Source organism: Brevundimonas sp. 357 (assembly GCF_003938605.1).
GTDB lineage: Bacteria > Pseudomonadota > Alphaproteobacteria > Caulobacterales > Caulobacteraceae > Brevundimonas.
Genome location: NZ_RHWX01000001.1, coordinates 218,944 through 242,770, shown reverse-complemented (window position 1 = coordinate 242,770; position 23,827 = coordinate 218,944). Strand labels below are relative to the sequence as shown.

26 protein-coding genes are annotated in these 23,827 nt (G+C 69.4%); 10 read left to right on the top strand and 16 right to left on the bottom strand.

Going from position 1 to position 23,827, the window contains the following annotated elements:
• Window positions 1-93 precede the first annotated feature (93 nt).
• Both rarD and EGK63_RS01125 read left to right on the top strand, forming a co-directional pair.
• Window positions 94-1,098 carry an EamA family transporter RarD gene (gene rarD, locus EGK63_RS01130; protein ID WP_125899530.1) on the top strand — a complete coding sequence of 335 codons (1,005 nt, stop codon included), beginning with the start codon at window positions 94-96 and terminating at the stop codon, window positions 1,096-1,098.
• Between the two features lie 34 nt (window positions 1,099-1,132).
• A complete protein-coding gene (locus EGK63_RS01125; RefSeq protein WP_125899529.1) occupies window positions 1,133-1,711 on the top strand; it encodes a DUF4440 domain-containing protein in 579 nt (192 codons plus the stop codon).
• 8 nt (window positions 1,712-1,719) lie between these two features.
• Here the strand turns inward: EGK63_RS01125 and EGK63_RS01120 are convergent, their stop codons facing one another.
• From EGK63_RS01120 to EGK63_RS01110, 3 genes are all read right to left on the bottom strand, one after another.
• Window positions 1,720-2,865, bottom strand: a complete 1,146-nt coding sequence (locus EGK63_RS01120; RefSeq protein WP_125899528.1) for a serine hydrolase domain-containing protein — start codon at window positions 2,863-2,865, stop codon at window positions 1,720-1,722.
• Between the two features lie 45 nt (window positions 2,866-2,910).
• Complete coding sequence (locus EGK63_RS01115) at window positions 2,911-4,551, bottom strand: M28 family metallopeptidase (protein WP_125899527.1); 1,641 nt, start codon at window positions 4,549-4,551, stop codon at window positions 2,911-2,913.
• A gap of 72 nt (window positions 4,552-4,623) precedes the next feature.
• Window positions 4,624-5,838 (bottom strand): TIGR03862 family flavoprotein, encoded by a 1,215-nt coding sequence (locus EGK63_RS01110; protein WP_125899526.1) that lies wholly within the window; start codon window positions 5,836-5,838, stop codon window positions 4,624-4,626.
• A 49-nt stretch (window positions 5,839-5,887) separates the two neighbouring features.
• Here EGK63_RS01110 and greA point away from each other — a divergent pair, with 49 nt between their 5' ends.
• Window positions 5,888-6,364, top strand: coding sequence for a transcription elongation factor GreA (gene greA / locus EGK63_RS01105; RefSeq protein ID WP_125899525.1), 477 nt, complete (start codon window positions 5,888-5,890; stop codon window positions 6,362-6,364).
• 12 nt (window positions 6,365-6,376) lie between these two features.
• Here greA and EGK63_RS01100 read toward each other — a convergent pair whose 3' ends face one another.
• On the bottom strand, window positions 6,377-8,017 hold the full coding sequence (locus EGK63_RS01100) for a leucyl aminopeptidase (protein WP_125899524.1): 1,641 nt from the start codon (window positions 8,015-8,017) through the stop codon (window positions 6,377-6,379).
• Window positions 8,018-8,406: 389 nt separating this feature from the next.
• Here EGK63_RS01100 and EGK63_RS01095 point away from each other — a divergent pair, with 389 nt between their 5' ends.
• A complete protein-coding gene (locus tag EGK63_RS01095; RefSeq protein WP_125899523.1) occupies window positions 8,407-9,351 on the top strand; it encodes a LysR substrate-binding domain-containing protein in 945 nt (314 codons plus the stop codon).
• Window positions 9,352-9,440: 89 nt separating this feature from the next.
• Here the strand turns inward: EGK63_RS01095 and groL are convergent, their stop codons facing one another.
• Together groL and groES are read right to left on the bottom strand one after the other, a co-directional pair.
• Complete coding sequence (gene groL, locus EGK63_RS01090) at window positions 9,441-11,087, bottom strand: chaperonin GroEL (RefSeq protein WP_125899522.1); 1,647 nt, start codon at window positions 11,085-11,087, stop codon at window positions 9,441-9,443.
• Between the two features lie 56 nt (window positions 11,088-11,143).
• On the bottom strand, window positions 11,144-11,431 hold the full coding sequence (groES, locus tag EGK63_RS01085) for a co-chaperone GroES (protein WP_003166488.1): 288 nt from the start codon (window positions 11,429-11,431) through the stop codon (window positions 11,144-11,146).
• A gap of 239 nt (window positions 11,432-11,670) precedes the next feature.
• On the opposite strand from groES, the gene EGK63_RS01080 reads away from it, so the two are divergent.
• Window positions 11,671-12,138, top strand: a complete 468-nt coding sequence (locus tag EGK63_RS01080; RefSeq protein ID WP_125899521.1) for a hypothetical protein — start codon at window positions 11,671-11,673, stop codon at window positions 12,136-12,138.
• A gap of 61 nt (window positions 12,139-12,199) precedes the next feature.
• Here EGK63_RS01080 and EGK63_RS01075 read toward each other — a convergent pair whose 3' ends face one another.
• From EGK63_RS01075 to pgi, 3 genes are read right to left on the bottom strand one after another with little or no spacing between them, the layout of a single operon-like run.
• Window positions 12,200-12,694, bottom strand: coding sequence for an ion channel (locus EGK63_RS01075; RefSeq protein WP_243637517.1), 495 nt, complete (start codon window positions 12,692-12,694; stop codon window positions 12,200-12,202).
• A complete protein-coding gene (locus EGK63_RS01070; RefSeq protein WP_165906492.1) occupies window positions 12,691-13,077 on the bottom strand; it encodes a DUF4260 domain-containing protein in 387 nt (128 codons plus the stop codon). The genes EGK63_RS01075 and EGK63_RS01070 overlap by 4 nt, the downstream gene beginning before the upstream one ends.
• On the bottom strand, window positions 13,074-14,678 hold the full coding sequence (pgi, locus tag EGK63_RS01065; RefSeq protein WP_125899635.1) for a glucose-6-phosphate isomerase: 1,605 nt from the start codon (window positions 14,676-14,678) through the stop codon (window positions 13,074-13,076). The genes EGK63_RS01070 and pgi overlap by 4 nt, the downstream gene beginning before the upstream one ends.
• Window positions 14,679-14,828: 150 nt before the next feature.
• On the opposite strand from pgi, the gene EGK63_RS01060 reads away from it, so the two are divergent.
• On the top strand, window positions 14,829-15,305 hold the full coding sequence (locus EGK63_RS01060; RefSeq protein ID WP_125899519.1) for a hypothetical protein: 477 nt from the start codon (window positions 14,829-14,831) through the stop codon (window positions 15,303-15,305).
• Between the two features lie 83 nt (window positions 15,306-15,388).
• On the opposite strand, the gene EGK63_RS01055 is transcribed toward EGK63_RS01060, so the two are convergent.
• From EGK63_RS01055 to EGK63_RS01040, 4 genes are all read right to left on the bottom strand, one after another.
• A complete protein-coding gene (locus EGK63_RS01055) occupies window positions 15,389-16,063 on the bottom strand; it encodes a thioredoxin family protein (protein WP_125899518.1) in 675 nt (224 codons plus the stop codon).
• Window positions 16,064-16,086: 23 nt separating this feature from the next.
• On the bottom strand, window positions 16,087-18,300 hold the full coding sequence (locus EGK63_RS01050; protein ID WP_125899517.1) for a protein-disulfide reductase DsbD: 2,214 nt from the start codon (window positions 18,298-18,300) through the stop codon (window positions 16,087-16,089).
• Between the two features lie 104 nt (window positions 18,301-18,404).
• Window positions 18,405-18,860, bottom strand: coding sequence for an OmpA family protein (locus tag EGK63_RS01045; protein ID WP_125899516.1), 456 nt, complete (start codon window positions 18,858-18,860; stop codon window positions 18,405-18,407).
• Window positions 18,861-18,986: 126 nt separating this feature from the next.
• Complete coding sequence (locus EGK63_RS01040; protein WP_125899515.1) at window positions 18,987-19,340, bottom strand: YMGG-like glycine zipper-containing protein; 354 nt, start codon at window positions 19,338-19,340, stop codon at window positions 18,987-18,989.
• 154 nt (window positions 19,341-19,494) lie between these two features.
• On the opposite strand from EGK63_RS01040, the gene EGK63_RS01035 reads away from it, so the two are divergent.
• Together EGK63_RS01035 and EGK63_RS01030 are read left to right on the top strand one after the other, a co-directional pair.
• Complete coding sequence (locus EGK63_RS01035) at window positions 19,495-20,460, top strand: diacylglycerol kinase family protein (RefSeq protein WP_125899514.1); 966 nt, start codon at window positions 19,495-19,497, stop codon at window positions 20,458-20,460.
• Entirely contained in the window at window positions 20,460-21,248 is a 789-nt protein-coding gene (locus EGK63_RS01030) for a metallophosphoesterase (protein WP_125899513.1), read from the top strand. The genes EGK63_RS01035 and EGK63_RS01030 overlap by 1 nt, the downstream gene beginning before the upstream one ends.
• 76 nt (window positions 21,249-21,324) lie before the next feature.
• On the opposite strand, the gene EGK63_RS01025 is transcribed toward EGK63_RS01030, so the two are convergent.
• The 3 genes from EGK63_RS01025 to EGK63_RS01015 all read right to left on the bottom strand — a co-directional run bounded on the left by EGK63_RS01025 (window position 21,325) and on the right by EGK63_RS01015 (window position 22,349).
• Window positions 21,325-21,504 (bottom strand): DUF1328 domain-containing protein, encoded by a 180-nt coding sequence (locus EGK63_RS01025; RefSeq protein WP_003166483.1) that lies wholly within the window; start codon window positions 21,502-21,504, stop codon window positions 21,325-21,327.
• A 102-nt stretch (window positions 21,505-21,606) separates the two neighbouring features.
• On the bottom strand, window positions 21,607-22,005 hold the full coding sequence (locus EGK63_RS01020; protein WP_125899512.1) for a hypothetical protein: 399 nt from the start codon (window positions 22,003-22,005) through the stop codon (window positions 21,607-21,609).
• Entirely contained in the window at window positions 22,005-22,349 is a 345-nt protein-coding gene (locus tag EGK63_RS01015; protein ID WP_125899511.1) for a DUF883 family protein, read from the bottom strand. Before EGK63_RS01015 ends, EGK63_RS01020 begins: the two co-directional genes overlap by 1 nt.
• Before the next feature lie 157 nt (window positions 22,350-22,506).
• Between EGK63_RS01015 and EGK63_RS01010 the strand changes: the two genes are divergently transcribed.
• Window positions 22,507-23,160 (top strand): fumarylacetoacetate hydrolase family protein, encoded by a 654-nt coding sequence (locus EGK63_RS01010; protein WP_125899510.1) that lies wholly within the window; start codon window positions 22,507-22,509, stop codon window positions 23,158-23,160.
• Window positions 23,157-23,789, top strand: coding sequence for a maleylacetoacetate isomerase (gene maiA, locus EGK63_RS01005; RefSeq protein ID WP_125899509.1), 633 nt, complete (start codon window positions 23,157-23,159; stop codon window positions 23,787-23,789). Before EGK63_RS01010 ends, maiA begins: the two co-directional genes overlap by 4 nt.
• Window positions 23,790-23,827: the final 38 nt, after the last annotated feature.

The following is a 23,827-nucleotide window of genomic DNA, read 5'->3' as shown; positions in this document are numbered from 1 at the left end:
ACGCCTCGCACGCGGTGCGAGGCTGCTTGAGGGGCGTCAGTCGTGTTGTCCCCCGTCGCGTCGGCGATGCGGCGGGGATCGAAAGGTTCCAGTGTGAGCGCCTCCCCTGCTGCTCCTGCGTCCGAAGCCCGCGCCGCCCTGGCGGCGGGGGTGCTCTGCTACCTGCTGTGGGGCTTCATTCCCCTGGTGTTCCAGCAGATGGCGCATCAGGGCGCGGACGCCTGGGAGATCATGGGCCACCGCGCCCTCTGGGGCCTGGTCTGGGCCCTGATCCTGGTCATGCTGTCGCGCCAGTGGGCCCAGGTGGTCGCCGTCTTCCGACAGCCCAGGGTGCTGGGCTGGCTGGCCCTGTCGGCGGTGCTGATCGCCGCCAACTGGACCACCTACGTCATGGCGGTGAACAACGGCCGGACGCTGGACGCTTCGCTCGGTTATTATCTCAATCCGCTGCTGAACATGGCCGCCGGGGCCTGGTTGTTCCGTGAGCGGATCGATCGTTTCGGCGTCATCGCCATTGTCCTGGCGGCGATCGGCGTGGTGCTTCAGGCGGTCGCCTTGGGCCATGCGCCCTGGGTGTCGCTGCTGCTGGCTTTCAGCTTCGCCGGCTACGGCATCATCCGCAAACGGGTCTCGGTCGACGCCCAGACCGGCCTGTTCATGGAATGCCTGCTGTTGGCCCTGCCCGGCCTGGCCTGGGTCGTCTTCATCGAGGCGACGGGTCAGGGCCATTTCACCGCCTCCCCCGCCGCCACCGCCTGGCTGCTGTTCGCGGGACCGGCGACGGTCATCCCTCTGGCCCTGTTCGCCTGGGCGGCGCGCCGGATGCCCTTGTCCAGCATGGGCTTTCTGCAGTTCCTGGCGCCGACCATCGTCTTCGTCATCGGCGCCTTGCAGGGCGAGGCTCTGGGAAGCCTGCGCATCGCCTCCTTCGCCTTTATCTGGGTCGGGGCCGCCGTCTTCGCCCTGGGCGCCGTGCTCAAGGTGCGCCGCGCGTCGGACACCGCCGAGACCATAGTGGCGCCCGAACCGGGCCTGCTGGACGACCCGGCCGAGGACCGCATGGACGCCCTCGGCGAGAATCCGCCGCCTGTGCGTTGAGGTCGGGCGCCGTCCCGTCCTAAAGAAGAAGGCGATGATGATCTGTTCTCGCTTCCTCGCCGCCGTCGCCGCAACCGTTCTGCTCGCCGGAGGGACCACGGCCTGCGCCCATGGCGCGCCTCAGACCGGCGGCGATGAAGTGATCCGCACCGCTCGCGTCGGGGGCAGCCGCGAGGCCGCGCCGACCGCCGCGCCGGGCGCGCCCGTCGCCGTGGCCGCCCCGCCGACCACGGCCGAGACCTTCGACGCGGTCAGCGACGCCCTGGACGCCGCCGCCGCCGCCTGGACCTCGGGGCAGGTGGATGCGGTCATGGCCACCTATGTCCACGACGAGCCCTTGCTGGTCTTCCTGGGCGACACCCCGCTGAAGGGGCCCGACAGCGTGCGCGTCGCCCTGGACGCCCGCGCGGCGGCGCCCGGCGGCCTGGGCGCGCTGTCCTATGAGTGGTTCGAGACCATACAGTTCGACGTCAATACGGCGGTGGTCTCTGGCCGTGCGGTGATGACGCGCGACGGTAAGACCCATCGCGGCCTGTTCACCCGCATCCTGCGCCGCACGGTCGACGGCTGGCTGATCGTCCACGACCAGCTGGCCTGGGGACCAGAGGCCTAAGACGCCCCCTACAAGGCCGTGTAGAGCGCTTCGACCAACCGAAGGGCGCGCGGGTCGCCAAGCAGGTGGGGCGACTGGCGCGTCATGACATAGGCGGCCGAGACGCCTGCCGCCTGATCGGCGAACGCCATCGACCCGCCCCAGCCGCAGTGGCCGACCGCCTCGGGATTGGGGCCGAAGATGTTCAGGCCCTGGTTGCGGGTGAAGCCCGCAGCCCAGCTCATGTCGAAGGGCAGCACCCTGTCCGGTCCGTGGATGCGTTCGCGCGTCGCCTGGGCCAGGGTTTCCTCCGACAGCACAGGCAGATGATCCAGCGCGCCGCCCGTGGCTATGATGGACATCATCCGCGCCAGATCCTTGGCCGTGCCGTGCAGGTTGGCGGACGGAATCTCCGCCATGCGCCACTCGGTCGAGCCGCGCCCGCCGGGGGCCGAGCCGCGGTCCAGGAAGGCGGCCTTCTTGATCGCGTCGATGGGGCCGAGGTCCGGTGCGGCGGCGGGCTTGCGCAGTTGGGCGACGCGGCCGTGTTCGCTTTCCGGCAGGCCGATCCACAGGTCCAGATCAAACGGCTGGGCGAAGTCTTCGCGCAGGGCCGCTCCCATGGTCCGCCCGTCGACTATGCGGAACAGCTCGCCCGCCAGATAGCCGATGGTGATGGGGTGATAGCCGGACGCCGTCCCCGGCGCCCAAAGCGGCGTCTGGGCCGCCAGCTTGTCCAGCACCGCCTGACGGTCGAACCAGATGGCCGGCTCCACGCCGTCGGAAAAGCCCGGCAGGCCGGACTGGTGGCTCATCAGCTGGCCGACGGTCAGCTGGTCCTTGCCCGCCGCGCCGAAGGCGGGCCAGTGGTCGGCGACCCGGTCCTCATAGGACAGCAGCCCCTTGTCCACGCAGCGCGCGATCATCAGGGCCATCACCGCCTTGCCGGTCGAGAAGACCGGGACCAGCGTGTCCTCGGCGAAGGGCGCCTTTCCCGCCAGATCGGCCGACCCGGCCCACAGATCGACAGCCACCTCGCCGTCGATGGTCACGCTGAAGCGCGCGGCCAGTTCGTTCAGCCCTTCGGGGGCGTCGGTGAAGTTGGCGGCGAAGGCGTCCTTCACCGCATTGAAACGCGGCGGGCAAACGCCATGGAGGTCGGGGAGGCTGGTCATGGATGCGGTCTAGCGCCTTGGCGGCTTCACGTCACTTGGGGCCGGTTACTGGCGCGCTGAGGCCGAGGCGTTGCGCGCGCCTTCGAACTCGTCGCCCGGCTTCCAAGCGGGCCAATCGCGCGAGTTGGCCAGATCGCGGCCGACTTCATAGAGCAGCTGCACATCGGCGGCGGCGGCGTCCATTTTCCACTGCGGCGTCCATTCGTCCGAGGGCTGATGATAGCGATTGGCGACGTAGTCGCGGCTCGCTTCATTATGCCCGGTGAAGCCGGCGGCGGCGAACAGGGCGGGTACGCCCTTGCGCGCCAGGGGGAAGTGGTCCGAGCGGTAGAAGGCCCCCGCGTGCGGCGCGGGATCGGGGATCAGGCGGCGACCCTCGCGCGCGGCCAGCACCGCCAGCCGGTCGTCCAGATCGTTCTTGCCCGCGCCGATGACGACGATGTTCGGGTCGATCTCGGTCCCCGGCAACAGGCTGTCCATATTGATGTTGGCGACCGTCGTCTCCAGCGGCCAGACCGGGTTGGCGGCATAGTATTCGGCGCCCAGCAGGCCGGTTTCCTCGGCCGCCCAGCTGACGAAGACGGTCGAGCGTTCGGGGCGCGGCCCCTCGGCGAACAGGCGGGCGATTTCCATGATCCCGGCCACGCCCGTCGCATTGTCGACGGCGCCGTTATAGATGTCGTCGCCGTTCTTGGGCGTGGCGCGGCCATAGGCGTCCCAGTGGGCGCCGAACATCACCGTCTCGTCGGGGTATTTGGTTCCGGGCAGGCGGCCGATGACGTTGCGCGTCTCGACCCGGTCGGCTTTCTGGCCGAAGTCGATGGACAGGGTCACGCCGTCCAGCGCCACGGGGCGGAAGTCCGGCGTGCGCGCCTGATCCTTCAGGGCGGCGAAGTCGAGGCCTGCGTCCCGGAACAGCTGTTCGGCGATCGCGCCCTGAATCCAGCCCTGCGCCGCCACGCGTTCCTTGTCCGGGTCGGCGCGGACGATGTCGAACTTGGGCGCGGTCGAGGAATTCTCCAGCGTCGACCACGGATAGCCCGCGCCCGGCGTGTCGTGGATGACCAGAACGCCCGCCGCGCCGTGCCGTGCCGCGACCTGGAACTTATAGGTCCAGCGGCCATAGAAGGTCATGGCCTGGCCGTCGAACTTGCCCGCGACGGGATGGCCTTCGGGCGCGCCGAAGTCGGGATCATTGACCAGCACCAGCATGATCTTGCCGGTCAGATCGACGCCCTTGTAGTCGTCCCAACCGCGCTCGGGCGCGTCGACGCCATAGCCGACGAAGACCAGAGGCGCGTCGGTCAGGCTGATGCGCTCCACCGGCCGGTCGGACGAGACGATGACGTCCGTGGCCCGCTGCAGTTCGGTCGTGCGGCCGTTGGCGGTGACGCTGATGGCGGCGGGGCCGTCCTGACTGGTGCGGCTGACCTGGGCGACCTGCACCCATGATCCGTTGGGGCCGCCGGGTTCGAGACCGAGCGCCTGGAACTGCTGCGTCAGCCATTCGATGGTGCGGTCCTCGCCGGGCGTGACCGGGGCGCGGCCCTCGAATGCGTCTGACGCCAGAACGCGCGTCGCCTCGTTCAGTCGGGCCGGATCGACGCGGCCGGTCTGGGCGAGCGCGGAGGTCGAACACATCAGGACAGCGATCAGGCCGACGGCGATGGAACGGGACAGCGACATGGGCAGGCTCGACATCTGAAAGGTTTGCGTCACGCTGCCCCCTGAGGGCGTCGCTGTCGACCCTGAAAGGCCTCAGCGCCCGTCCAGCCAGGCGCGCACGCCGTCCGCCGCGACGACGCCTGAGGCGAAGGAGGCCTGGAGCAGATAGCCGCCGGTCGGCGCCTCCCAGTCCAGCATTTCGCCCGCCGCAAAGACGCCGGGCCGCGCCTTCAGCATCAGCCGCTCGTCCACGGCGTCCAGCGCCACGCCACCGGCCGAGGAGATGGCGCGGCTCAGGCCCTGCACCCCGGTCAGAGTCAGGGCGACGCCCTTGATCCGGGCAACCAATTCGGCCGGGTCTGCGGGCAGCGGACCGCCTTCGCGCAACAGGGCGACAGCGGCGGCGTCCAGCCGCGCTGCCTTGCGCAGCCAGTTCGACAGGCTGTCCTTGCCGCGTGGTTTCGACAGGCGTTGCGTCAGCGCCTCGACGCTCAGATCGGGCCGCAGGTCGAGCATCAGCGAGGTCGTTCCATCGCGCTCGATCGCCGCGCGTAGCCCGGCGGACAGGGCATAGACGCCGCCGCCTTCGATCCCATAGGCGGCGATCATGGCCTCGCCGCGCACCGTGCGGCCCTCATGCGTCAGGGCGATCCCCTTCAGCGGCGTTCCGGCGAAACGCTCGCGGAACATGGGCGACCAGGCGACGTCGAAGCCGACATTGGCGGGGCGAAAGGGGACGACGGCGGCGCCCGCTTCTTCCAGCGCGGGAACCCAGGCGGCGTCGGAGCCGAGCTTGGCCCAGCTGGCGCCGCCCAGAGCCAGGATCACGGCGTCGGGGCGTTCTGTTCGCTCGCCGTCGGGCGTGTCGAAGGTCAGGGCTTCGTCTTGCCAGCCGATCCAGCACGAGCGGGTGCGGATCTCCACGCCCAACGCCTCCAGCCGCGCCAGCCAGGCGCGCAGCAGGGGCGAGGCTTTCATCGCCTTCGGGAACACCCGGCCGGACGAACCGACGAAGGTCGGTTGGCCCAGCCCCTCGACCCATGCGATCAGATCGGCGGGCGAAAAGGCGTCCAGCCAGCCCTTGATGCGCGCCTGCGCGGCGGCGTCATAGCGGTTCAGGAACGGCTCGGGCGGCTCCGAATGGGTCAGGTTCAGCCCGCCGCGCCCGGCCATCAGCAGCTTGCGCGCGACCGAGGGCATCCGCTCATGCATGACGACGCGCAGGCCCGCCTGAGCCAGACGTTCAGCGGCCATCAGTCCGGCGGGACCGGCGCCGATCACGGCGATTGTGTGCGGGGAGCGCGTCATTCGACCTTCCTAGACCGGAACGATTGCGCGGGGCATAGGCTCTATCATCATGAGCGTCGCCTTCACCCGAGAAGAAGATCTGGAAGCCACGGCCGCCGACCTGGTGGACCGCCCGATCTCGCCCCATCCCAACCATGTCACGGCCGAGGGGCTGGCCCTGATTGAGGCCGAGCTGGCGGCGGCGCGGGCGGCCTATACCCGCGCTCAGACTCAGGGGTCGATCGAGGCGGACCGCACCGCCATGGCCCGCGCCACGCGCGACCTGCGCTACTGGTCGGCGCGCCGAGCCTCGGCCCAGTTGTTGGAGACGGCGTCGGACGGGCGGGTGCGCTTCGGCGGATCGGTCGCCATCGAGCGCGAGGACGGCCGCAGCCAGACCTGGCGCATCGTCGGCGAGGACGAGGCCGACCCGGCCAAGGGCAGCGTCAGCCATGTCTCGCCCCTGGCCCGCGCCCTGATGGGCAAGCGGGTCGGCGACGATGCGACCGTGGCGGGCCAGTCGGTCGAGATCGTCGCCGTCGATTGAGGATGCGGCGGTTCAGTAGCCGCCCGTTCCCTTCTCCTTGGCCACCGGCTGGAAGTCGCGCACGAAACGCTCCAGCAGGCGCACGCTGTAGCCCGCAGAACCGGCCGGCTTGACGTCGCTGGCGCCGCCGAAGGCCATGTTGGCGATGTCCAGATGCGCCCAGGGCGTCTCGGGCCGGGCGAAATAGCCGATGAAGTGGGCGCCCGTGCCCGCGCCCGCCCCGCCGTCGCCCGAGTTCTTGATGTCGGCGATGGTCGAGGAGGTGGCCCGCACATAGGAGGGGTGCAGCGGCAGGCGCCATAGCGTCTCGCCCGTGGCGTCGCCCGCGGTTTTCAACTGATCGGCCAGGGCGTCGTGGCGGCTGAACAGGCCCGCATAGTCATTGCCCAGGGCGCCGCCGACCGAGCCGGTCAGGGTGGCCACGTCGACGATGGCGGCGGGGTTCAGCGTGGTGTCGGCCCAGACCACGGCGTCGGCCAATACAAGGCGTCCCTCGGCGTCGGTCGAGATGATCTCGATGGTCTTGCCGTTCATGGCGGTCAGCACGTCGGCCGGGCGGATGGCGTTCCCGTCGGGCATGTTTTCGGCCAGGGCGGCGACGGCGACCACGTCCACCGGCGCCCCGCCCTTGGCCAGGGCCAGGACCGCGCCGACAACGCTGGCGGCGCCGGACATGTCCATCTTCATATTGCCCATATTGGCGCCCGGCTTGATGGAGATGCCGCCGGAATCGAAGGTGATGCCCTTGCCCAGCAGGGCGATCGGGCCGTCGTTGGACGCGCCCTGGCCGCGATAGCGCACGGCCAGAAGGCGCGGCGGGCGGCTGGAGCCCTGGCCGACGCCCAGCAGGGCGCCCATGCCCAGGCGCTGCATGGCGGGCACGTCCAGTTCGGTGATCTCGACCCCCGGCACGCCGGCGAAGGCGGCGCGGGCGCGCTCGACGAAGCTTTCCGGATAGATGACGTTGGCCGGTTCGTTGGACACGTCGCGGGTCCAAGCCATGGCCTCGATCAGGGCGGCGCCGCGACGGTGATGCGCCTGGGCGCCCGATGCGTCATCGGCGATGACGGTCAGGGCGCCGGGCGTCGGGCGGTCGCGGCCGGTGGTGACATAGATATCCGAGCGATAGTGGCCGATGCCCAGGCCGGTCGCCAGTTCCGAGGCCAGATCAGCCGACAGGCCCGAGGTCAGGGCGGTCAGGGCGCCGGGCTGGCTGTTCAGGGCGCGGCCGGCGACGATCCCGGCGGTCTGAATGTCTGCGGCCTTGGGCGCTGCGCCCAGACCGACGACCAGGATGCGGTCCCAGCCGCCAACGCCGTGCAGATTCAACGTCTGGCGCGCCTTGTAGTCGAAGCGCGCGGCGGTCAGGGCCGAGGCGATCGCCTGGCGCGTCCCGGCGTCCAGGGCGGCGCCGCGCGCGGCCAGCTCGGCCTCCGACGACAGCGGCAGAACCAGGGCGCCCGACGGGGCCGCCGATGCGGCGAAGGTCACGGCGCGCGTCTGGGCCGGGGCGGCGCGCGCGGGCCAGTCCGAACGCTCGATGGCGGGCGCGGCGCGGCGCGATTGAGCTTCGGCCGGAACGGCGACGGTCAGGCCGGCGGCGGCGATCAGCGCGGCTGCGGCGAAGGACGAAATACGGGTGGTGCGGCGCATCGATCAGGGCCCCCTCTGTGACGATGAAGGCGCCTTTATGGGCGGGGGCGCCGCGCGGGGGCAACCGCTCCGCTGGCGGAAGGACGCCGGGCGCGACGCCTTGTCGCGCTTGTCGCGCGCTAGAGGCCGCGCCCGGCGCAGCGGCGGCCGTCAGCAGGCCGCCGGACGCGGGGGCGTCGGGCAGGGTCGGGCCCTGAGACGGACATCGCCGGTTTCGCGGCGTGAAAGGCGGTGGGCGTCAAGCAAGGCGCCGATCCAGCCCCACGCGGGTTCCTTATGAGTGCGGTGAATGTCTTCCATTGTTCGTCCTCCTTTCTGAGATCATCAGAATGGCGCATGGTGGCGACTATCACAAACGAGACGACGGCGTTCATCCATAAGGTTGACTTATGTCTGATCCTCTTTCCCGCATCCCGGTCGACGCGCTTCGCGTGTTCGAGGCGGCGGCGCGTCTGCTCAGCTTCACCCGCGCGGCCGAGGTTCTGGGCATGAGCCAGGCGGCGGTCAGCTGGCGCATCCGCGACCTGGAGCAGCGGCTGGAGCGGCCCCTGTTCACGCGCGGCACGCGGCAGGTGGCCCTGACGCCCGAAGGCGAGCGGCTGGCCACGGCGGCGACCGAGGCGATGACCCTGCTGCGCCGCGCCGTGGCCGAGGTGATCGAGACCGATCAAGGGGTGCTGGCCGTCACCACGCTCCAGACCCTGGCGACCCAGTGGCTGGCGACGCGGCTGGGGTCTTTCCAGCTGGCCAACCCGGATCTGGCGGTGCGGGTGGACACCAGTCCGGTCCTGTCCGGCCTGGGGGCGGATGGGCTGGACGTGGCGCTGCGGTTCGGTTCGGGCCGCTGGCCGGGACTGGAGAGCCGTTTCCTGATGCCCGCCGTCTTCACGCCCGTCTGCACGCCCGCGATGCGCGACCGGCTGGATCTGAAGACGCCTGCGGACTTGAAGCGCGCCCATCTGGTCGGAGAGCCGCAGGAATGGGCGGCCTGGTTCGCCGCCGCCGGGGTGGCCCCCGCCGACGCCGCCGCGCCGCCGCGCCTGACCGCCGACAATCAGGCGATGGAGGTGGCGGCGGCGCTGGGCGATCAGGGCGTGGCCCTGGGGTCGCCCATCCTCTACGGCCGCGAGATCGAACGGGGACTTCTGGTCCGGCCGTTCAAGGAGACGGTCGCCCTGGCCGAGGGATATTGGCTCTGCTACCCGCCCGGCCGTCGCCTGACCCCCAAGATCGCCCGCTTCCGCGACTGGGTGCTGGACACGGCGCGGACCGACCCGGCGGTGGTCGAGGGGGCGCGGCTGGCGGGGCGCGAGGTCGGGGAGGCGGGGCGTTAATTCTTCTCCCGCAAGGGGAGAAGGAAAAGAAAAGGGCGGGATCTTTAGATCCCGCCCCTTCCGCAGTCTCAGCGTGAGGTGACTTGGACTTAGAAGTCCATGCCGCCCATACCGCCCATGCCGCCCATGTCGGGGGCGCCGCCGGCCGAGGCCTTCTTCGGCGCGTCAGCGATGGCGGCTTCCGTGGTGATCATGATGCCGGCGACCGAGGCGGCCGACTTCAGAGCCGAACGGACGACCTTGGCCGGATCGATCACGCCCATTTGGACGAGGTCGCCGTACTCTTCGGTCTGGGCGTTGAAGCCGAACGAGGCCTCGGTCGAGTCCATGACCTTGCCGACCACGATCGAACCTTCGACGCCCGAGTTCTCGGAGATCTGACGGATCGGAGCCTGCAGGGCGCGGCGCACGATGTTGATGCCGGCGTTCTGATCGGCGTTGACGCCCTTCAGATCGATCAGCTTCTTGGAGGCTTGCAGCAGGGCCACGCCGCCGCCCGGGACGATGCCTTCATCGGCAGCGGCGCGGGTCGCGTTCAGGGCGTCGTCGACGCGGTCCTTCTTTTCCTTCACTTCGACTTCGGTCGAGCCGCCGACGCGCAGGACGGCGACGCCGCCGGCCAGCTTGGCCAGACGTTCCTGCAGCTTTTCCTTGTCGTAATCCGAGGTGGTGTCCTCGATCTGACGCTTGATCTGGCCGACGCGGGCCTCGATGCCGTCCTTCTCGCCCGAACCTTCGACGATGGTGGTGTCGTCCTTGGTGATGGAGACCTTCTTGGCCTTGCCCAGCATGTCCAGGGTGACGGTTTCCAGCTTGATGCCCAGGTCTTCAGAGATGACCTGGCCGCCCGTCAGGATGGCGATGTCTTCCAGCATGGCCTTGCGGCGGTCACCGAAGCCCGGAGCCTTGACGGCGGCGACGCGCAGGCCGCCGCGCAGCTTGTTGACGACCAGGGTGGCCAGGGCTTCGCCTTCGATGTCCTCGGCGATGATCAGCAGGGGACGGCCCGACTGAACCACGGCTTCCAGCACCGGCAGCATGGGCTGCAGCGAGGTCAGCTTCTTCTCGTGGAGCAGGATGAGCGGCTCTTCGAGGGCGACCTCCATCTTGTCCGGGTTGGTGATGAAGTAGGGCGACAGGTAGCCGCGGTCGAACTGCATGCCTTCGACGATGTCGACGGTGGTTTCGGCCGTCTTGGCTTCTTCGACGGTGATGACGCCTTCGTTGCCGACCTTGGCCATGGCCAGGGCGATCAGCTCGCCGATTTCAGCGTCGCCGTTGGCCGAGATGGTGCCGACCTGGGCGATTTCCGAGTTGTTGGAGACCGGCTTGGAGATGGTCTTCACTTCGTCCAGGGCCACGGCGACGGCCTGGTCGATGCCGCGCTTCAGGTCCATCGGGTTCATGCCGGCGGCGACGGCCTTCAGGCCCTCTTGCACGATGGCCTGAGCCAGGACGGTGGCGGTGGTGGTGCCGTCGCCCGCGTTGTCGTTCGCCTTGGAGGCGACTTCGCGGATCATCTGGGCGCCCATGTTCTCGAAGGCGTCTTCCAGCTCGATCTCTTTGGCGACCGAAACGCCGTCCTTGGTCGAGCGCGGGGCGCCGAAGGACTTCTGGATCACGACGTTGCGGCCCTTCGGGCCCAAGGTCACCTTGACGGCGTCAGCCAGGACGTTAACGCCCTTCAGCATCTTGTCGCGAGCGTCGGTGTTGAACTTTACGATTTTAGCGGCCATGCGGGCTGCTCCTATCTATAAGATTTTAAATCAGAAACCGGAAACCGGGGCGCGTCTTACGACAGCACGCCCAGGACGTCGGATTCCTTCATGATGATCAGGTCTTCGCCGTCGATCTTCACTTCGCTGCCCGACCACTTGCCGAACAGGACGCGGTCGCCGGCCTTCAGCTCCAGGGCGACGAACTTGCCGTCTTCGTCACGGACGCCGGGGCCCACGGCGACGACTTCGCCTTCCTGGGGCTTTTCCTTGGCCGTGTCGGGGATGATGATCCCGCCCTTGGTCTTGGATTCTTCTTCAACGCGCTTGACCAGCACGCGGTCGCCGAGCGGACGAAACGCCATCTGAGTAACTCCCGTTAGGATGTTGGTTCCAGCCCCCGGAGCCCGCGACTTTGGCAGTCGCCCTCCCCGAGTGCTAACGACCGGGGAGTTAGGCAGGGGGGCGGGAGGCGTCAAGGGCGACGACGCCCGAAATCCGGTCTCAAGATGAAGCGAAAATGAACGCACCCCGCCGGGGTCGTTCAGACAGGCGGCGCTAAAAGGGGGACAACGGATCAACCGGCTTTCGAAAGGAGCCCGCCATGAAGACCCTGTCCAAGATCGGCGTCGGCGCTATCGCCCTGACGATGCTGGCTTCGACGCCGGCTGCGGCCCAGCACTATCGCGACCGCGATCGCGACAACACCGGCCGTGACGCCGTCCTGGGCGCCGTGGTCGGCGGCGTCGCCGGCGCCCTGATCGGTCAAGGCGACGGACGCTATGTCGCGGGCGGCGCCCTGGCGGGCGCGGCCCTAGGCGCGGCCTCGTCCTCGAACAACGACGACTGCGGCTATTACCGCGGCGGCCGCTGCTATCGGAACCAGGGCCACTGGGAGCGCGAGCACGGCATCAACAGCCGCGACGGCTATTACAACGGCCGCTATGAGCGGAACGACGGTCGCTACTATCGCGACGGCCGCTATTGGCGGAACCACGGCGAATGGCGCAGCCATCAGAACCGCCGCGACCGCGATCGGGATCGCAACTATCGCTACGACCGTCGCTGGTAGGCGGCGCGTGAGATGAGGAAAGGCTCGGCTGCATGGCCGGGCCTTTTTTCATGGACGGGCCTTATTCGAAGCCGCTGCCTCGCTCGCTCGTCGGCAGCAACCGCCCCATGACGGCGACGAAGAAGGCCACGGTCCAGCCCAGCAGGATGGCGCCGTTGATGCCCTCGATCGCGCCCAGCAGCTTCCAGTCCGGATCGATGGAGGCGTCGCCATAGCCGATGGAACTGTAGCTGATCGACGAGAAATAGACCGCTTCGCGCAGGTCGGGCACGGCGCCCAGCAGATAGAAGAGCGCGGCGTAGAGCCAGATCTCGACCCCGTGCAGGATGAACAGCCCCAAAACCACGGTGACGGTATAGGCGGCGCCGCGCGGCGACAAAGGGTTGAGACGCACAGCCTGGCCGCGCCCCGCCTTGGCGTCTCCGGCGGCCAGCACCCGGCCCAGGGTCAACAGGCCGACGGCGTGCAGACCCACGGTCGTCAGCACCATGACGGTCGCGGTCAGCAGTTCGACGGTCATGTCCATGGCGCCGCTGTTTTCGATTCCGCCGATCATGACGGGCGAGCGGCGCGCTTGGCCGGGCCGACCAAACCCAGGTGGGTGAGGCCGAAGGCCTCCGGCGACTTCAGGCCGTAGCCGAGGGCGCGGTCGAAGCCGACGTGCGCCAGCCAGATCAGGCTGAGCGCGGTCGCCAAGGGCGCGGCGGTCAGCAGGCCCGCGCCCGCCAGCAGCAGCGGCCCGATCAGGCTGTGCGCCAGGTTATAGGCCCAGGCTCCCACGCGCGGACCCGCCAGGTAGCCGGCGAAGGACAGGTCGGGGGCCAGGAAGAGAACGGCGAACAGCGCCCAGCCCTGACCGAAGCGGCCATAGGCCAAGGCGGCGAGGACGAGCAGGGCCAGCCCCTCCAGCCGCTGCCAGGTGGGGGCGACGACGGTCACGCCGTCAGCCGCCGCAGCAGGTCCGCCGTGGAGGGGTCGAGATCCGCCGAAGGCGTGCCCGTGGCGGCGTCCTTCAGCAGGGCCTTGGCCAGAACCTTGCCCAGTTCCACGCCCCATTGGTCAAAGCTGTTGATGTCCCACAGCACGCCTTCAACGAAGGTCTTGTGTTCATAGAGGGCGATCAGGGCGCCGAGGGTCTGGGGCGTCAGCCGTTCCATCAGGATGGCGGTCGAGGGCCGATTGCCGGGGAAGGTCTTGTGCGGCGCCAGACGGTCGGCCTCGTCTTCCGATGCGCCCGACGCGATCAGTTCAGTGCGGGCCTGAGCCTCGGTCTTGCCTTGCATCAAGGCCTGGGCCTGCGCCAAGGCGTTGGCCCAGAGAGGGCTTTCCAGGGTTCTCTGGTTGGTGGAGGCGACGATGATGAATTCAGACGGGACGACTTGCGGCCCCTGATGGATCTGCTGGAAGAAAGCGTGCTGGCCGTTGGTGCCGGCTTCGCCGAAGACGATGGGGCAGGTCTGGCGACCGACGGGCGAGCCGTCGCAGCGGACACGCTTGCCGTTTGACTCCATCTCCAGTTGCTGCAGGAAGGCGGGCAGACGGCGCAGGGCGTGAGCGTAGGGAGCGACCGTCCGCGCCGGGCGGTGCAGGCCGTCGACGTTGTAGATCTCGGCCAGGGCCAGCATCACCGGCGCGTTCCTCTCCAGCGGGGCCTCGAGGAAGTGACGGTCCAGGGCGGCGGCGCCGTCAAGGAAGCCCTGGAACGCGTCCCAGCCCAGGCCGATGACGCAGGACAGACTGACCGCCGACCACAGGGAATAGCGCCCGCCGACCCAGTCTCGGAACGCGAAGGTGCGGCCGCAGCCGAACGCCGCCGCCTTGTCCGGCGCGGCGGTGACGCCGATGAAGTGTTTCGCCATTCCCTCGGCGGGCAGGGCGGCGGCCAGCCAGGCCTTGGCGGCCTGGGCGTTCAGCAGGGTTTCCTGAGTGGTGAAGCTCTTGGAGACGACGATCACCAGGGTGGTTTCAGGATCCAGCCCGATCAGGGCCTCGGCCATGTCGCGCGGGTCAATGTTGGCGACGAAGCGCAGGTCGATGGCCGGATCCAGGGGCCGCAGGGCGTCCCAGATCAGGCGCGGTCCCAGATCGGAACCGCCGATGCCGATATGGAGCACCGTCTTGAAGGGGCGCCCGCTTGCACCTGTTTCATTCCCGGACCGCAACGCTTCGGCATAGGCCTTCATTTCGGCGCGCACGGCCTCGACCTCGGCCGAGACCGGCTCGCCCAGGGCGTGGAAGGCGGCGCCGTCCGGCGCGCGCAGAGCCGGGTGCAGCACGGCGCGGCCTTCGGTCAGATTGACCGCCTCGCCATTGAACAGGGCCGCGCGACGACCCTCGACGTCGCAGGCGCGGGCCAGCGCCAGCGCCGCTTTCAGGCCCGCCTGGGTCCAGCTCTGCTTGGATAGGTCGATGTGCAGGCCGGCCACGTCCAGCGTCAGCCGCGTCAGCCGGTCGGGGTCGGCGGTGAATTGCTCCTGGATTCGCGCATCCGCGTCCCGTCGGGCGGCGGCCTCGAGTTCGGCCCAGGCGGCGTGCGGCATCATCGTCTCCTATGGCGGTCCCGGCCTTTTGGCCCGGCGCTTGCAAGCTCTGGTTTACGGCCCAGGCCGTGAAGAGTTCAATCCAAGACTGGGTCAACAAGGATTTCCTGGTGGAAGTCCGTCGTTCCGGTCCCTTGTGAAAGGCACGCCATGTCCTGCGGAATAGCTCTCGCCGTCGCCCTGATGCTGGCCGACCCCGCGGTCGCCGAAGCCGCCGCCCTGCCGCCGGTGGCGCCCGCCGCTCCGGTCTCGGTGGCCCAGGAGCCTCTGTTCGCTGACCTGGTGGCCCGTTCGGGCGCTCTGAAGACGATCGTCGATGCTTGGGCGGCCTCGGGCGAGGCGGACAAGGCCGGCTTCTTCACCGGCGCGGCCTATGGAGCGTTCAAGACACAGGCGGCGGACCTGGCCCAGCGCGACATGCAGGGTCATCTGATCCTCAAGGAGCGCGGCACCGACAACGATCTGAAGTGCATTCTGCGCGGCATCTCGGAAGACATTCCGGTCAAGGTCGCGGCGCTGGAGAGCGCCTCTGACGCCGCCGCGCGCAAGCTGGCCCTCGACGAGCTGTCCTATCTGCTGAACGACAACGTCGAGGTCATCATCTCGCCGCCTCAACCCGAGGCCTAACCTCGGCTTGGGATTGGATTGCCGGGGCTAGCGCGCTTCGCGCGAATTGAAGCCCGACGGGAGGACGGCCGCAAAGGCCGTCCTCAGCCCTCGACGGTCTCGGGGTATTTGATGGCGCAGCCGTAGGGCGCGGCATAGGCGGTTTGCACTGCGCGCCCGGCCTTGGCGTCGGCCAGGGCGGCGCGGACGAAGTTGTTGGCTCCGTCCAGATCCTCGACCTTATTGGTCGGCCGGTCGTCGATGCCGCCGACGTAGATCAACCGCCCCTCGGGATCGATGACGCGCATATCGGGCGTGGTCTTGGCGTCGTAGCGTTTGCCGACCTCGCCGGTCGGGTCGAGCAGCAGGTGGGTGAAGGCGGCCTGGTGCTTGGCCTTCCAGGCTTGCGCCTCCTCGCCCTCGACGAAGCCCTGGGTTCCCGGCGCCGAGGAGATGATGGTCAGCCAGACCACGCCGTCGGCGGTCGCCTCGCGCTGCAGGGCCTGCATGGCGCCGGTGTAGTGTTTCTTCACGAAGGGACAGCCTTCGTTGGTCCATTCCAGCACCACCGTCTTGCCGCGGAAATCGGCCAGGGAGCGCTGCTGTCCCTCGGCGTCGACCAGGGTGAAGGCCGGGGCCGTTTCGCCAGGGGCGGGCGCCTCGGTCGCTTCGGGCGCGACGACGGCGGTTTCGGACCGTTCAGGCGATGCGGCGGGCTGCTGCTGGCAGGCGGCGAGCAGCAGGAGCGAGGCGGAGGCGGCGGTCAGCAGGCGGAACATGGCGGTCTCCTCGGGGTGGTAGGTCAGCGGGCGGCGGCGTCTTTCAGGGCGTCGATGACGACGCCTTCGGTCAAGAGTTGAGGCAGGATGCGCGGCTCGGGCCGGCTCGGCGCATAGACCAGATACAGGGGCACGCCCGAGCGGCCGTGGCGCTGTAGTTCGGCGGTGATGGCGTCGTCGCGCCGCGTCCAGTCGCCGACCAGATAGACGCCGTTCGCCTGTTCCAGCGCCTCAGCCGTACGGGCCGAGGACAGGGCCGTGCTTTCGTTCACCTTGCACGTCACGCACCAGTCGGCGGTGAAGTTGACCAGGACCGGGCGCCCTTCGGCCAGGGCGGCCTTCACCGCCTGTTCGGACCAGGGCTGGGACGGCAGATGCGTCGAAGCGCCTGCGCTGTCCGGGGCGGCGGGCGCGGCGCGCCCCGCCAGGACGCCGAAGCCCAGCGCCGCGATCAGGGCCAGCAGGGCGGCGATCCCCGCGATCCGACTCTTGCCGGGTGCGGCGAGCTGCGCTCGACCGTAGAGCCATAGCGCCAGGGCCAGCATCAGCCCGGCTCCGAACAGCAGGGCCAGGGCGTCGGCGGTCTGGCGGCCATAGACCCAGGCCAGCCACAGGGCGGCGCCGTACATGGGGAAGGCCAGCAGATTGCGCAGCGTCTCCATCCACGGGCCGGGTTTCGGCAGACGGGCCAGAAGGCGCGGATTGAGGCTGATCAGCACATAGGGCAGGGCCAGGCCCAGCCCCAGCATCAGGAAGACCGCCAGGGCCATCGGCCAGGGCATGAACAGGGCGGCGCCGAGCGCAAAGGCCATGAAGGGGGCGGTGCAGGGCGCCGCGACGATCACCGCCAGCACCCCGGTGAAGAAGGCGCCCGCCGCGCCGGGCAGGCGCGACAGGGGACCGTGTCCGGCCCCTTGTAGCCCGGCGCCGACGTGGAAGACGCCCGACAGGTTCAGCGCCACCGCCAGCATCAGCAGGGCCAGGGCCGCCACCACGCCCGGCGATTGGAGCTGGAAGCCCCAGCCCAGAACCTGGCCGCCCGCGCGAAGGGCCAGCAGCGCCCCCGCCAGCAGCAGAAAGGTCGCCAGCACCCCGGCCAGGAAGGCCAGGCCGTCTCGGCGCGCCTCGGCCGGTTCATGGGCGGCGCGGCTGAGCGAAGCGGCCTTCATCGCCAGGATGGGGAAGACGCAGGGCATCAGATTGAGGATCAGACCGCCCAGCAGGGCGAACAACGCCGCCTTGGCGAAGTCGGACAGGCCTGTGGCGGCCGCCGCGGTTTGTGCGCCCTCGCCGTCGCCGATCGCGCCGTCGCCCGTGACGCCGGTCAGGGCCGCGCCCGGTTCGGCGGTGATCTCCCAGGCGCCCAGATCGGTGGACAGGACGCCGTCGATCGGCCCTTTCAGCCCGTTGGTCGTCAGGCCGCGTCCGGCGGTGATCGTTACCGTCAGCCCTTGCGGGCCGCGCTCGCCCGACTGGGCGGCCGCGTGGTCGATCACCCCGCCCTCGAACGGATAGAAATATGCCCACTTCGGCGCGGCTCCGGTCAGCGGACCGCCGATCGCCGTCAGGGTCAGCTTGCCGTCGACCAGGGCGGCGCGGGCGTCGATGCCGGCGGGGCGGGGGGCGCCGGCGACCACGTCCTGAACCGCCTGGCCGAAGCGGGCGTCCAGCGGCGCGGCGTCCGCGCGCACCGGCAGGTCCAGCGCCAGGTCGAGGTCTTCCGGCACGCACATCTCGTCGCTGCAGACGTAGAAATGGGCGGTGACGCGCAGGGGCAGGCTGCGCCCCGGCGGCGTGTCCGCTGGAATCTCGATCGGCACGGGCAGGAAGACCGTGTCCGAATAGCCGTAGTTCATCAGGCTCTGCAGCCGCTGACGCTCGGGCAGGGGCCACAGGATGTCGCCGGGCGCCAGGCCGCTGGGCAAGGCCCAGGTCAGGGTCGTCGGGCCGCCGGAGTCGCCCTGATTGCGCCAATAGGTGTGCCAGCCGGGTTTGATCTTCTGGCGGATGGCGACGACGGCGGTCGAGCCGGGCGTGGCCCAGGCGCCCATGGCGACCAGTTCAGCCTCGATCCGCTCGGTGCGTTGGGGCCCCGGCGCGACGGCGGTCTTGGCGGCGGGCGCGGCCCCGGCGGCCAGGGCGTCGCGCAAGGCGGCCTCGGATGCAGGCGCAGATGGGGACGCCGCCGCCGGAAGGGCGAGGGCGAGCCAGGTCAGCAGAAGAAGCAGGATGCGCAAGGGCGACGCCAGGAACAGGATCAGGGAAAGGCGCGACCTTAGACCCTCAAGCCGCGCCTATCCACGGCCCGCGACGGCGGGTCGCAGTTCAGCCGCCTGGGGCGTCAGCGCGGAGCGACGACCTCGATCAGCACCTCGGTGCGGCGCCGCAGGGGATCGTTGACGCCGCCGACCACGGCGCCCTGGGCGCCGGCGGCCTCGATGTCGAAGGCCGGGGCGGGCAGGCCGGCGCCGGCCAGGGCCTCGGCCACGGCGCGGGCGCGTTGCTCGGAAATGGTCTGATTGGCGGCGGCGCTGCCGCTGCGGGCGTCGGCCAGGCCCGTCACCTTGACGTGCTTGATCTGGCAGCCCTGAAGCTGGGTCGCGGTCATGCCGATGGCCTGGCGGGCGGCGTCGGTCAGGGTCGCGCGGTCGGGCACGAAATAGACCTCGAACCGCTTGTCGGCGCAGGCCGACGGGTCGCTGACCAGATCGCTGCGCTCCTTATAGCCGCTCGTGGCGGCGCACCCGGCTAAGGCCAGGCCGGCGGTCAGCAGAACGACGACGGAAACAAGCTTCATGTCAGGCCCCTCGCGCGCGCCGTGCGGCGTGCGCGCCCTCCAGCAAAAAGGGCGACCCGCGCCATGCGGATCGCCCTTTCAGAGTGTCCCGAAAACGCTTCGGGCGCCAGAGGCTAGAAGCCTGGATCAATAACGGCGTTGGCCGTTCTCCCAGTAGCACTCGGTCTGGCGGTTGTCGTAGCAGTAGTAGTAGCGGCCCTGGTTGTCGCGGTAACGCTGCTGGTTGTTGCGGTCCTGGTTCGAGCCGCGGATGGCCCCGGCCGCGCCGCCGGCCAGCGCGCCGATGGCCGCGCCCGTGGCTGCGTTGCCGCCGCCGACGTTGTTGCCGATGATGGCGCCGGCCACGGCGCCCAGGCCCGCGCCGACGGCGCCTTGACGGACGGCCTGGCTCGAGCCGGCGCCGCCGCCGTAATACGGGTCGCTGGCGCAGGCGGTCACCAGAAGACCGGCGCCGGCAATGGCGAGAATCGCCTTGTTCATGGTTCTGTCCTTCATCCCTTAGGGGGCACCCCTGAAGCTTCGATAACGCAGTCCGAAGAGGGCGGTTCCGAGGCAAAACGCCACAAGCTTCACTTTATTTTTCTCTCACTGTCGCAGGTGCGGAACTGGCCGCCCGCGCAGGCGTTCGCCGCCCATGATCGACGCCCCGAATTTCCTGAGCGCCCTGGCCGCCGCCCCTTCGTCGCACGACACGGTCGAGGAGCCTCGCCCTCTGACCGGGGAGGTCCGGCTGGAGCGGGTCATCATCCTGGTCAATCCCTTGTCGGGCGGCGTCGGGCCGCAGGCGGCCGACGAAGCCGCCGCCCTGCTGGCCGTCTATCCGCTGCAGGCCGAGGTGGTGGTGCTGGAGGGCGCGCGCATTCCGGATCAGATCGGCGAAGCCCTGGCGGCGCGGCCGGACGCCCTGTTCATCCTGGCGGGCGACGGGACGGCGCGCTCGGTCGCCGCCCGCGCCGGACCGGACGGGCCGCTGATCGCCCCCTTGCCCGGCGGCACCATGAACATGCTGCCCAAGGCTCTGTACGGCACGGCGGACTGGAAGGCGGCGCTTCGGCTGGCGCTGGAGGAAGGCGCGCCCCAGTGCGTGTCCGGCGGCGAGGTCGAGGGCGAGGCCTTCTATTGCGCCGCCATCCTGGGCTCGCCCGCTCTGTGGGCCCCGGCGCGCGAGGCCATCCGCGAGGGCAAGCTGAAGATGGCCTGGACCTATGGCCGCCGGGCGCTGAAGAAGGCCTTCTCGGGCCGTGTGCGCTATGCGCTGGACGGCGGCGCGCGGGAAAAGGCCGAGGCGCTGGTGCTGATCAGCCCGCTGATCTCCAAGGCCATGGTCAAGTGCGACGGGCTGGAGGCGGCGGCCATGAACACCGCCGACGCGGCCCAGGCCTTCCGTCTGGCCGCCCACGCCCTGTTCGACGACTGGCGCCAGGATCCGACCGTCACGACGCGCGGGGCGCGCAAGATCGAGGTGGAGGCCCGTTCGCGCATTCCCGCCGTGATCGACGGCGAGCCGATGCTGCTGGGCCGCGAGACGGCGGTGAAATTCGTACCACGCGCCTTCATGGCTCTGGCGCCCAAGCCTCCGGCGGGCAGGGACAGCGTCTAGTGGGTCTGGTTCTTCAGTTCTCGGACGTTCATTTCGGATGCGAGCATGAACACGCGGTGGCGGCGGCGTCCGACTACGCCCACGCGGCCGGGGCCGATCTGATCCTGATCACCGGCGACATCACCCAGAGGGGCTATCCGCGTGAATTCGCGGCGGCGGGCGAATGGATCCGCGCCCTGCCCGAGCCGGTCTTCGTCACCGTCGGCAATCATGACGTGCCTTATTGGGATGTGATGGCCCGGCTGTTCTGGCCCTGGCGGGCGTTCGAGCAGGCGACCGGCCATCCGGCGCATGACCATCAGTTCCGTCGCGAGGATCTGATGGTGCGCGGGGTGACGACGGCGCGCGGCTGGCAGGCGCGGCCCAACTGGTCCAAGGGCGTCATCGATCTGGATCAGACGCGCCGCGCGGCCGAGGCTCTGCGTCAGGCTCCGGCCGGGGCCTTGCGCGTCCTGGCCTGCCATCACCCCCTGGTCGAGATGATCGGCGCGCCGATGACCGGCGAGGTCAAGCGCGGCGAGCGGGCCGCCCGCATCTTCGCCGAGGCGGGCGTCGACCTGATCGTCACCGGCCACGTTCATGTGCCCTTCGCCCTGCCGATCGGGGTGGGGGACCACTGCTCCTACGCGGTCGGTTGCGGGACGCTGTCGCATCGCGAGCGCGGATCGCCGCCCAGCTTCAACCGCATCGAATGGGACGCCGAGGCGGTGACGGTTTCGGCCGTGGCCTGGGATGGTCGGGCTTTCGCCGATCACCAGACCTGGCGTCTGCCGCGTCGCCGCGCCTGACGGCTCCTGGTTTCAGTCATGAAAAAGGGCCGCGACGGCGTGGTCGCGGCCCTGATTTCGATGTCTGGCAGTTCGGCTAGATGCGCGGCCCGCCGCGTCCCCTCAGGCCGCCGACCAGCAGGGAGACGACGAACAGGATGACGGCGATGATGGCGATGAATTTGGCGATCTCGAACGACATGCCCGAGATGCCGCCAAAGCCGAGCACGGCTGCGACCAAGGCGATGATGAAGAAAATAATAGCCCAACGAAGCATAGGCGGAACCCTCCGAGAAATGTTGACGGGAGCGAGCTTTCGACCTCTCCCGTCGACAGCGCCGCTTGCCTGAAACAACGCCTCCGAGACTTGGCTGTTCCTTTAGCGTCGGTTTCGGACTCTGCTTTTCTCGGTGAAGGCGGCCGCTACCATGGTGGCCAGCGCCGGGTTGCGCAGGAAGATGAAGCCGCCGGCCAGAGCCGCCGCAGCGCCCAGGATCGGACGCTGCTGGAACAGCCGGAAGGCCCGCACGCCGAGGCCCTCGGGCTCGTCGTATTCCTCGTCCTCGTCATCACCATGCGCTCGTCGCACGAAGACCAGGGCGACGACGGCCGCGATCAGGGCGAACAGCAAAGCGGTCAGGGCGGCGCCGATCAGCGGCGGCACGACCAGCAGCAGCAGGTAATAGACCGTAGCCCCCAGGGCGACCATGGCCACGAAGGCCGCGCCGGCGGCGACGAAGGTCGCCACCGCGCGGTTGATGAGCCCCCGCCCGATCATCAGCGCCGACGCCCGGCCAGCAGCAGGCCCAGGACGACGCCGACGCCGAGCGCGATGGCGGTCGACTGGATCGGACGCTCCTGCACGCGCTCGACGACATAGCGCTGGGCTTCGTCGAACTTCTCGGCGGCCTCGTCGTAATATTCGCGGCCGCGCACCTTGGCCTCGTCGTAGTAGCCGCGCGCCTTCTCGCGCAGCTCCTCACCCTGCTCGCGCAGGCGGGCTTCGGCCTCGGAGGCCTTTTCCTTCAGACGCTGGGTTTCCTCGCGGGCGCCGGCCTTGAGGTCCTCCTTCAGGGTCTTGAGGTCGTTCTTGATGTCTTCACGAGCCTTGGACGTGGCCATGATGCGCGCTCCGCTCCTTGTGTAAGCTTGACGATTAAATAGAGAAGCCCTGCCCGGAACGCCACACCGACGATCAAGGTTCCTGCAATGCAGCATGGCTGAAGGTCGCAAGACCCCCATCTGGCGCGACGCGCGCGTCGCTTCTAGAACGGGCGTCATGACTGAATGGCTGTTCTCGCCCGCCCCGACGCCGTCCCTGCCGATCGAAGGCGAGGCGCGCCGCCTGCCCGTGCGACGCATCCTGTGCGTGGGCCAGAACTACGCCGCCCACGCCCGCGAAATGGGGGCCGATCCCGACAAGCCCGCCCCCTTCTTCTTCGCCAAGCCGGGCGACGCCCTGGTCGTGGACGGGGCCCATCCGGCCTATCCGTCGGCGACGCAGAACCTGCATTATGAGGTCGAACTGGTCGTGGCCTTGGGCGCGGACGCCCGGCCGGTCGGCTGGGCCGTCGGCGTCGATCTGACGCGGCGCGATCTTCAGGCGGAAGCGAAAGCCAAGGGGCGGCCGTGGGAGGCGAGCAAGGCCTTCGATCAGTCCGCGCCCTGCGGCGCGCTCAGCCTGACGCCGCCCGCGTCCGACGCGACCATTGAGCTGAAGGTCAACGGCGAGGTCCGTCAGTCCAGCCGCCTGTCCGACATGATCTGGGATGTGGACGGCGTCCTGTCCAAGGCGTCCGAACTTTGGGCGCTGCAACCCGGCGACCTGATCTTCACCGGCACGCCCGAGGGCGTCGGTCCGCTGAATCCCGGTGATCGGGTCGAGGCGGTCATCGCGGGCCTGCCCTCCCTCAACTTCACGGTGCAATCATGATCCTGCACGGCTACTGGCGCTCGGGCACCAGCTACCGCACCCGCATCGCCCTCAATCTCAAAGGGGTCGAATATCGGCAGGCGGCGCTGGACCTGCGCACGGGCGCGCAGAAGTCCGACGCCTACCTCAGGCTCAATCCGCAAGGCCTGGTCCCGGCGCTGGAGACGGGCGACGGCCTGGTGCTGACCCAGAGCCCCGCCATTCTGGAATGGCTGGAGGAGACCCATCCCGAGCCGCCCCTGCTGCCGCGCGATGCGGCGGGCCGGGCGCAGGTGCGGGCCATGGCGGCGGTGATCGGCTGCGACATCCATCCGCTCAACAATCTGCGAGTGCTGAAGGCGGTACGCGGTCTGGGCGCCGATCAGGCGGGGGTGGACGCCTGGGCCGGTCAATGGATCATCGACGGCTTCACGGCGCTGGAGGCTCTGGTCGTGCGTCACGGCGAGGGCTGGTGCTTCGGCGGCGCGCCGACCCTGGCCGACTGCTACCTGATGCCGCAGCTCTATTCGGCGCGGCGGTTTAACGTCGATCTGGCGGCCTTCCCCCGCCTGCTGGAGATCGAGGCGCGGGCCGAGGCGCATCCGGCCTTCATCGCCGCCCTGCCGGAAAACCAGCCGGACGCGGATTAAGCGTCTTCATTCACCAACGACCTTGATTTCGGTCAATC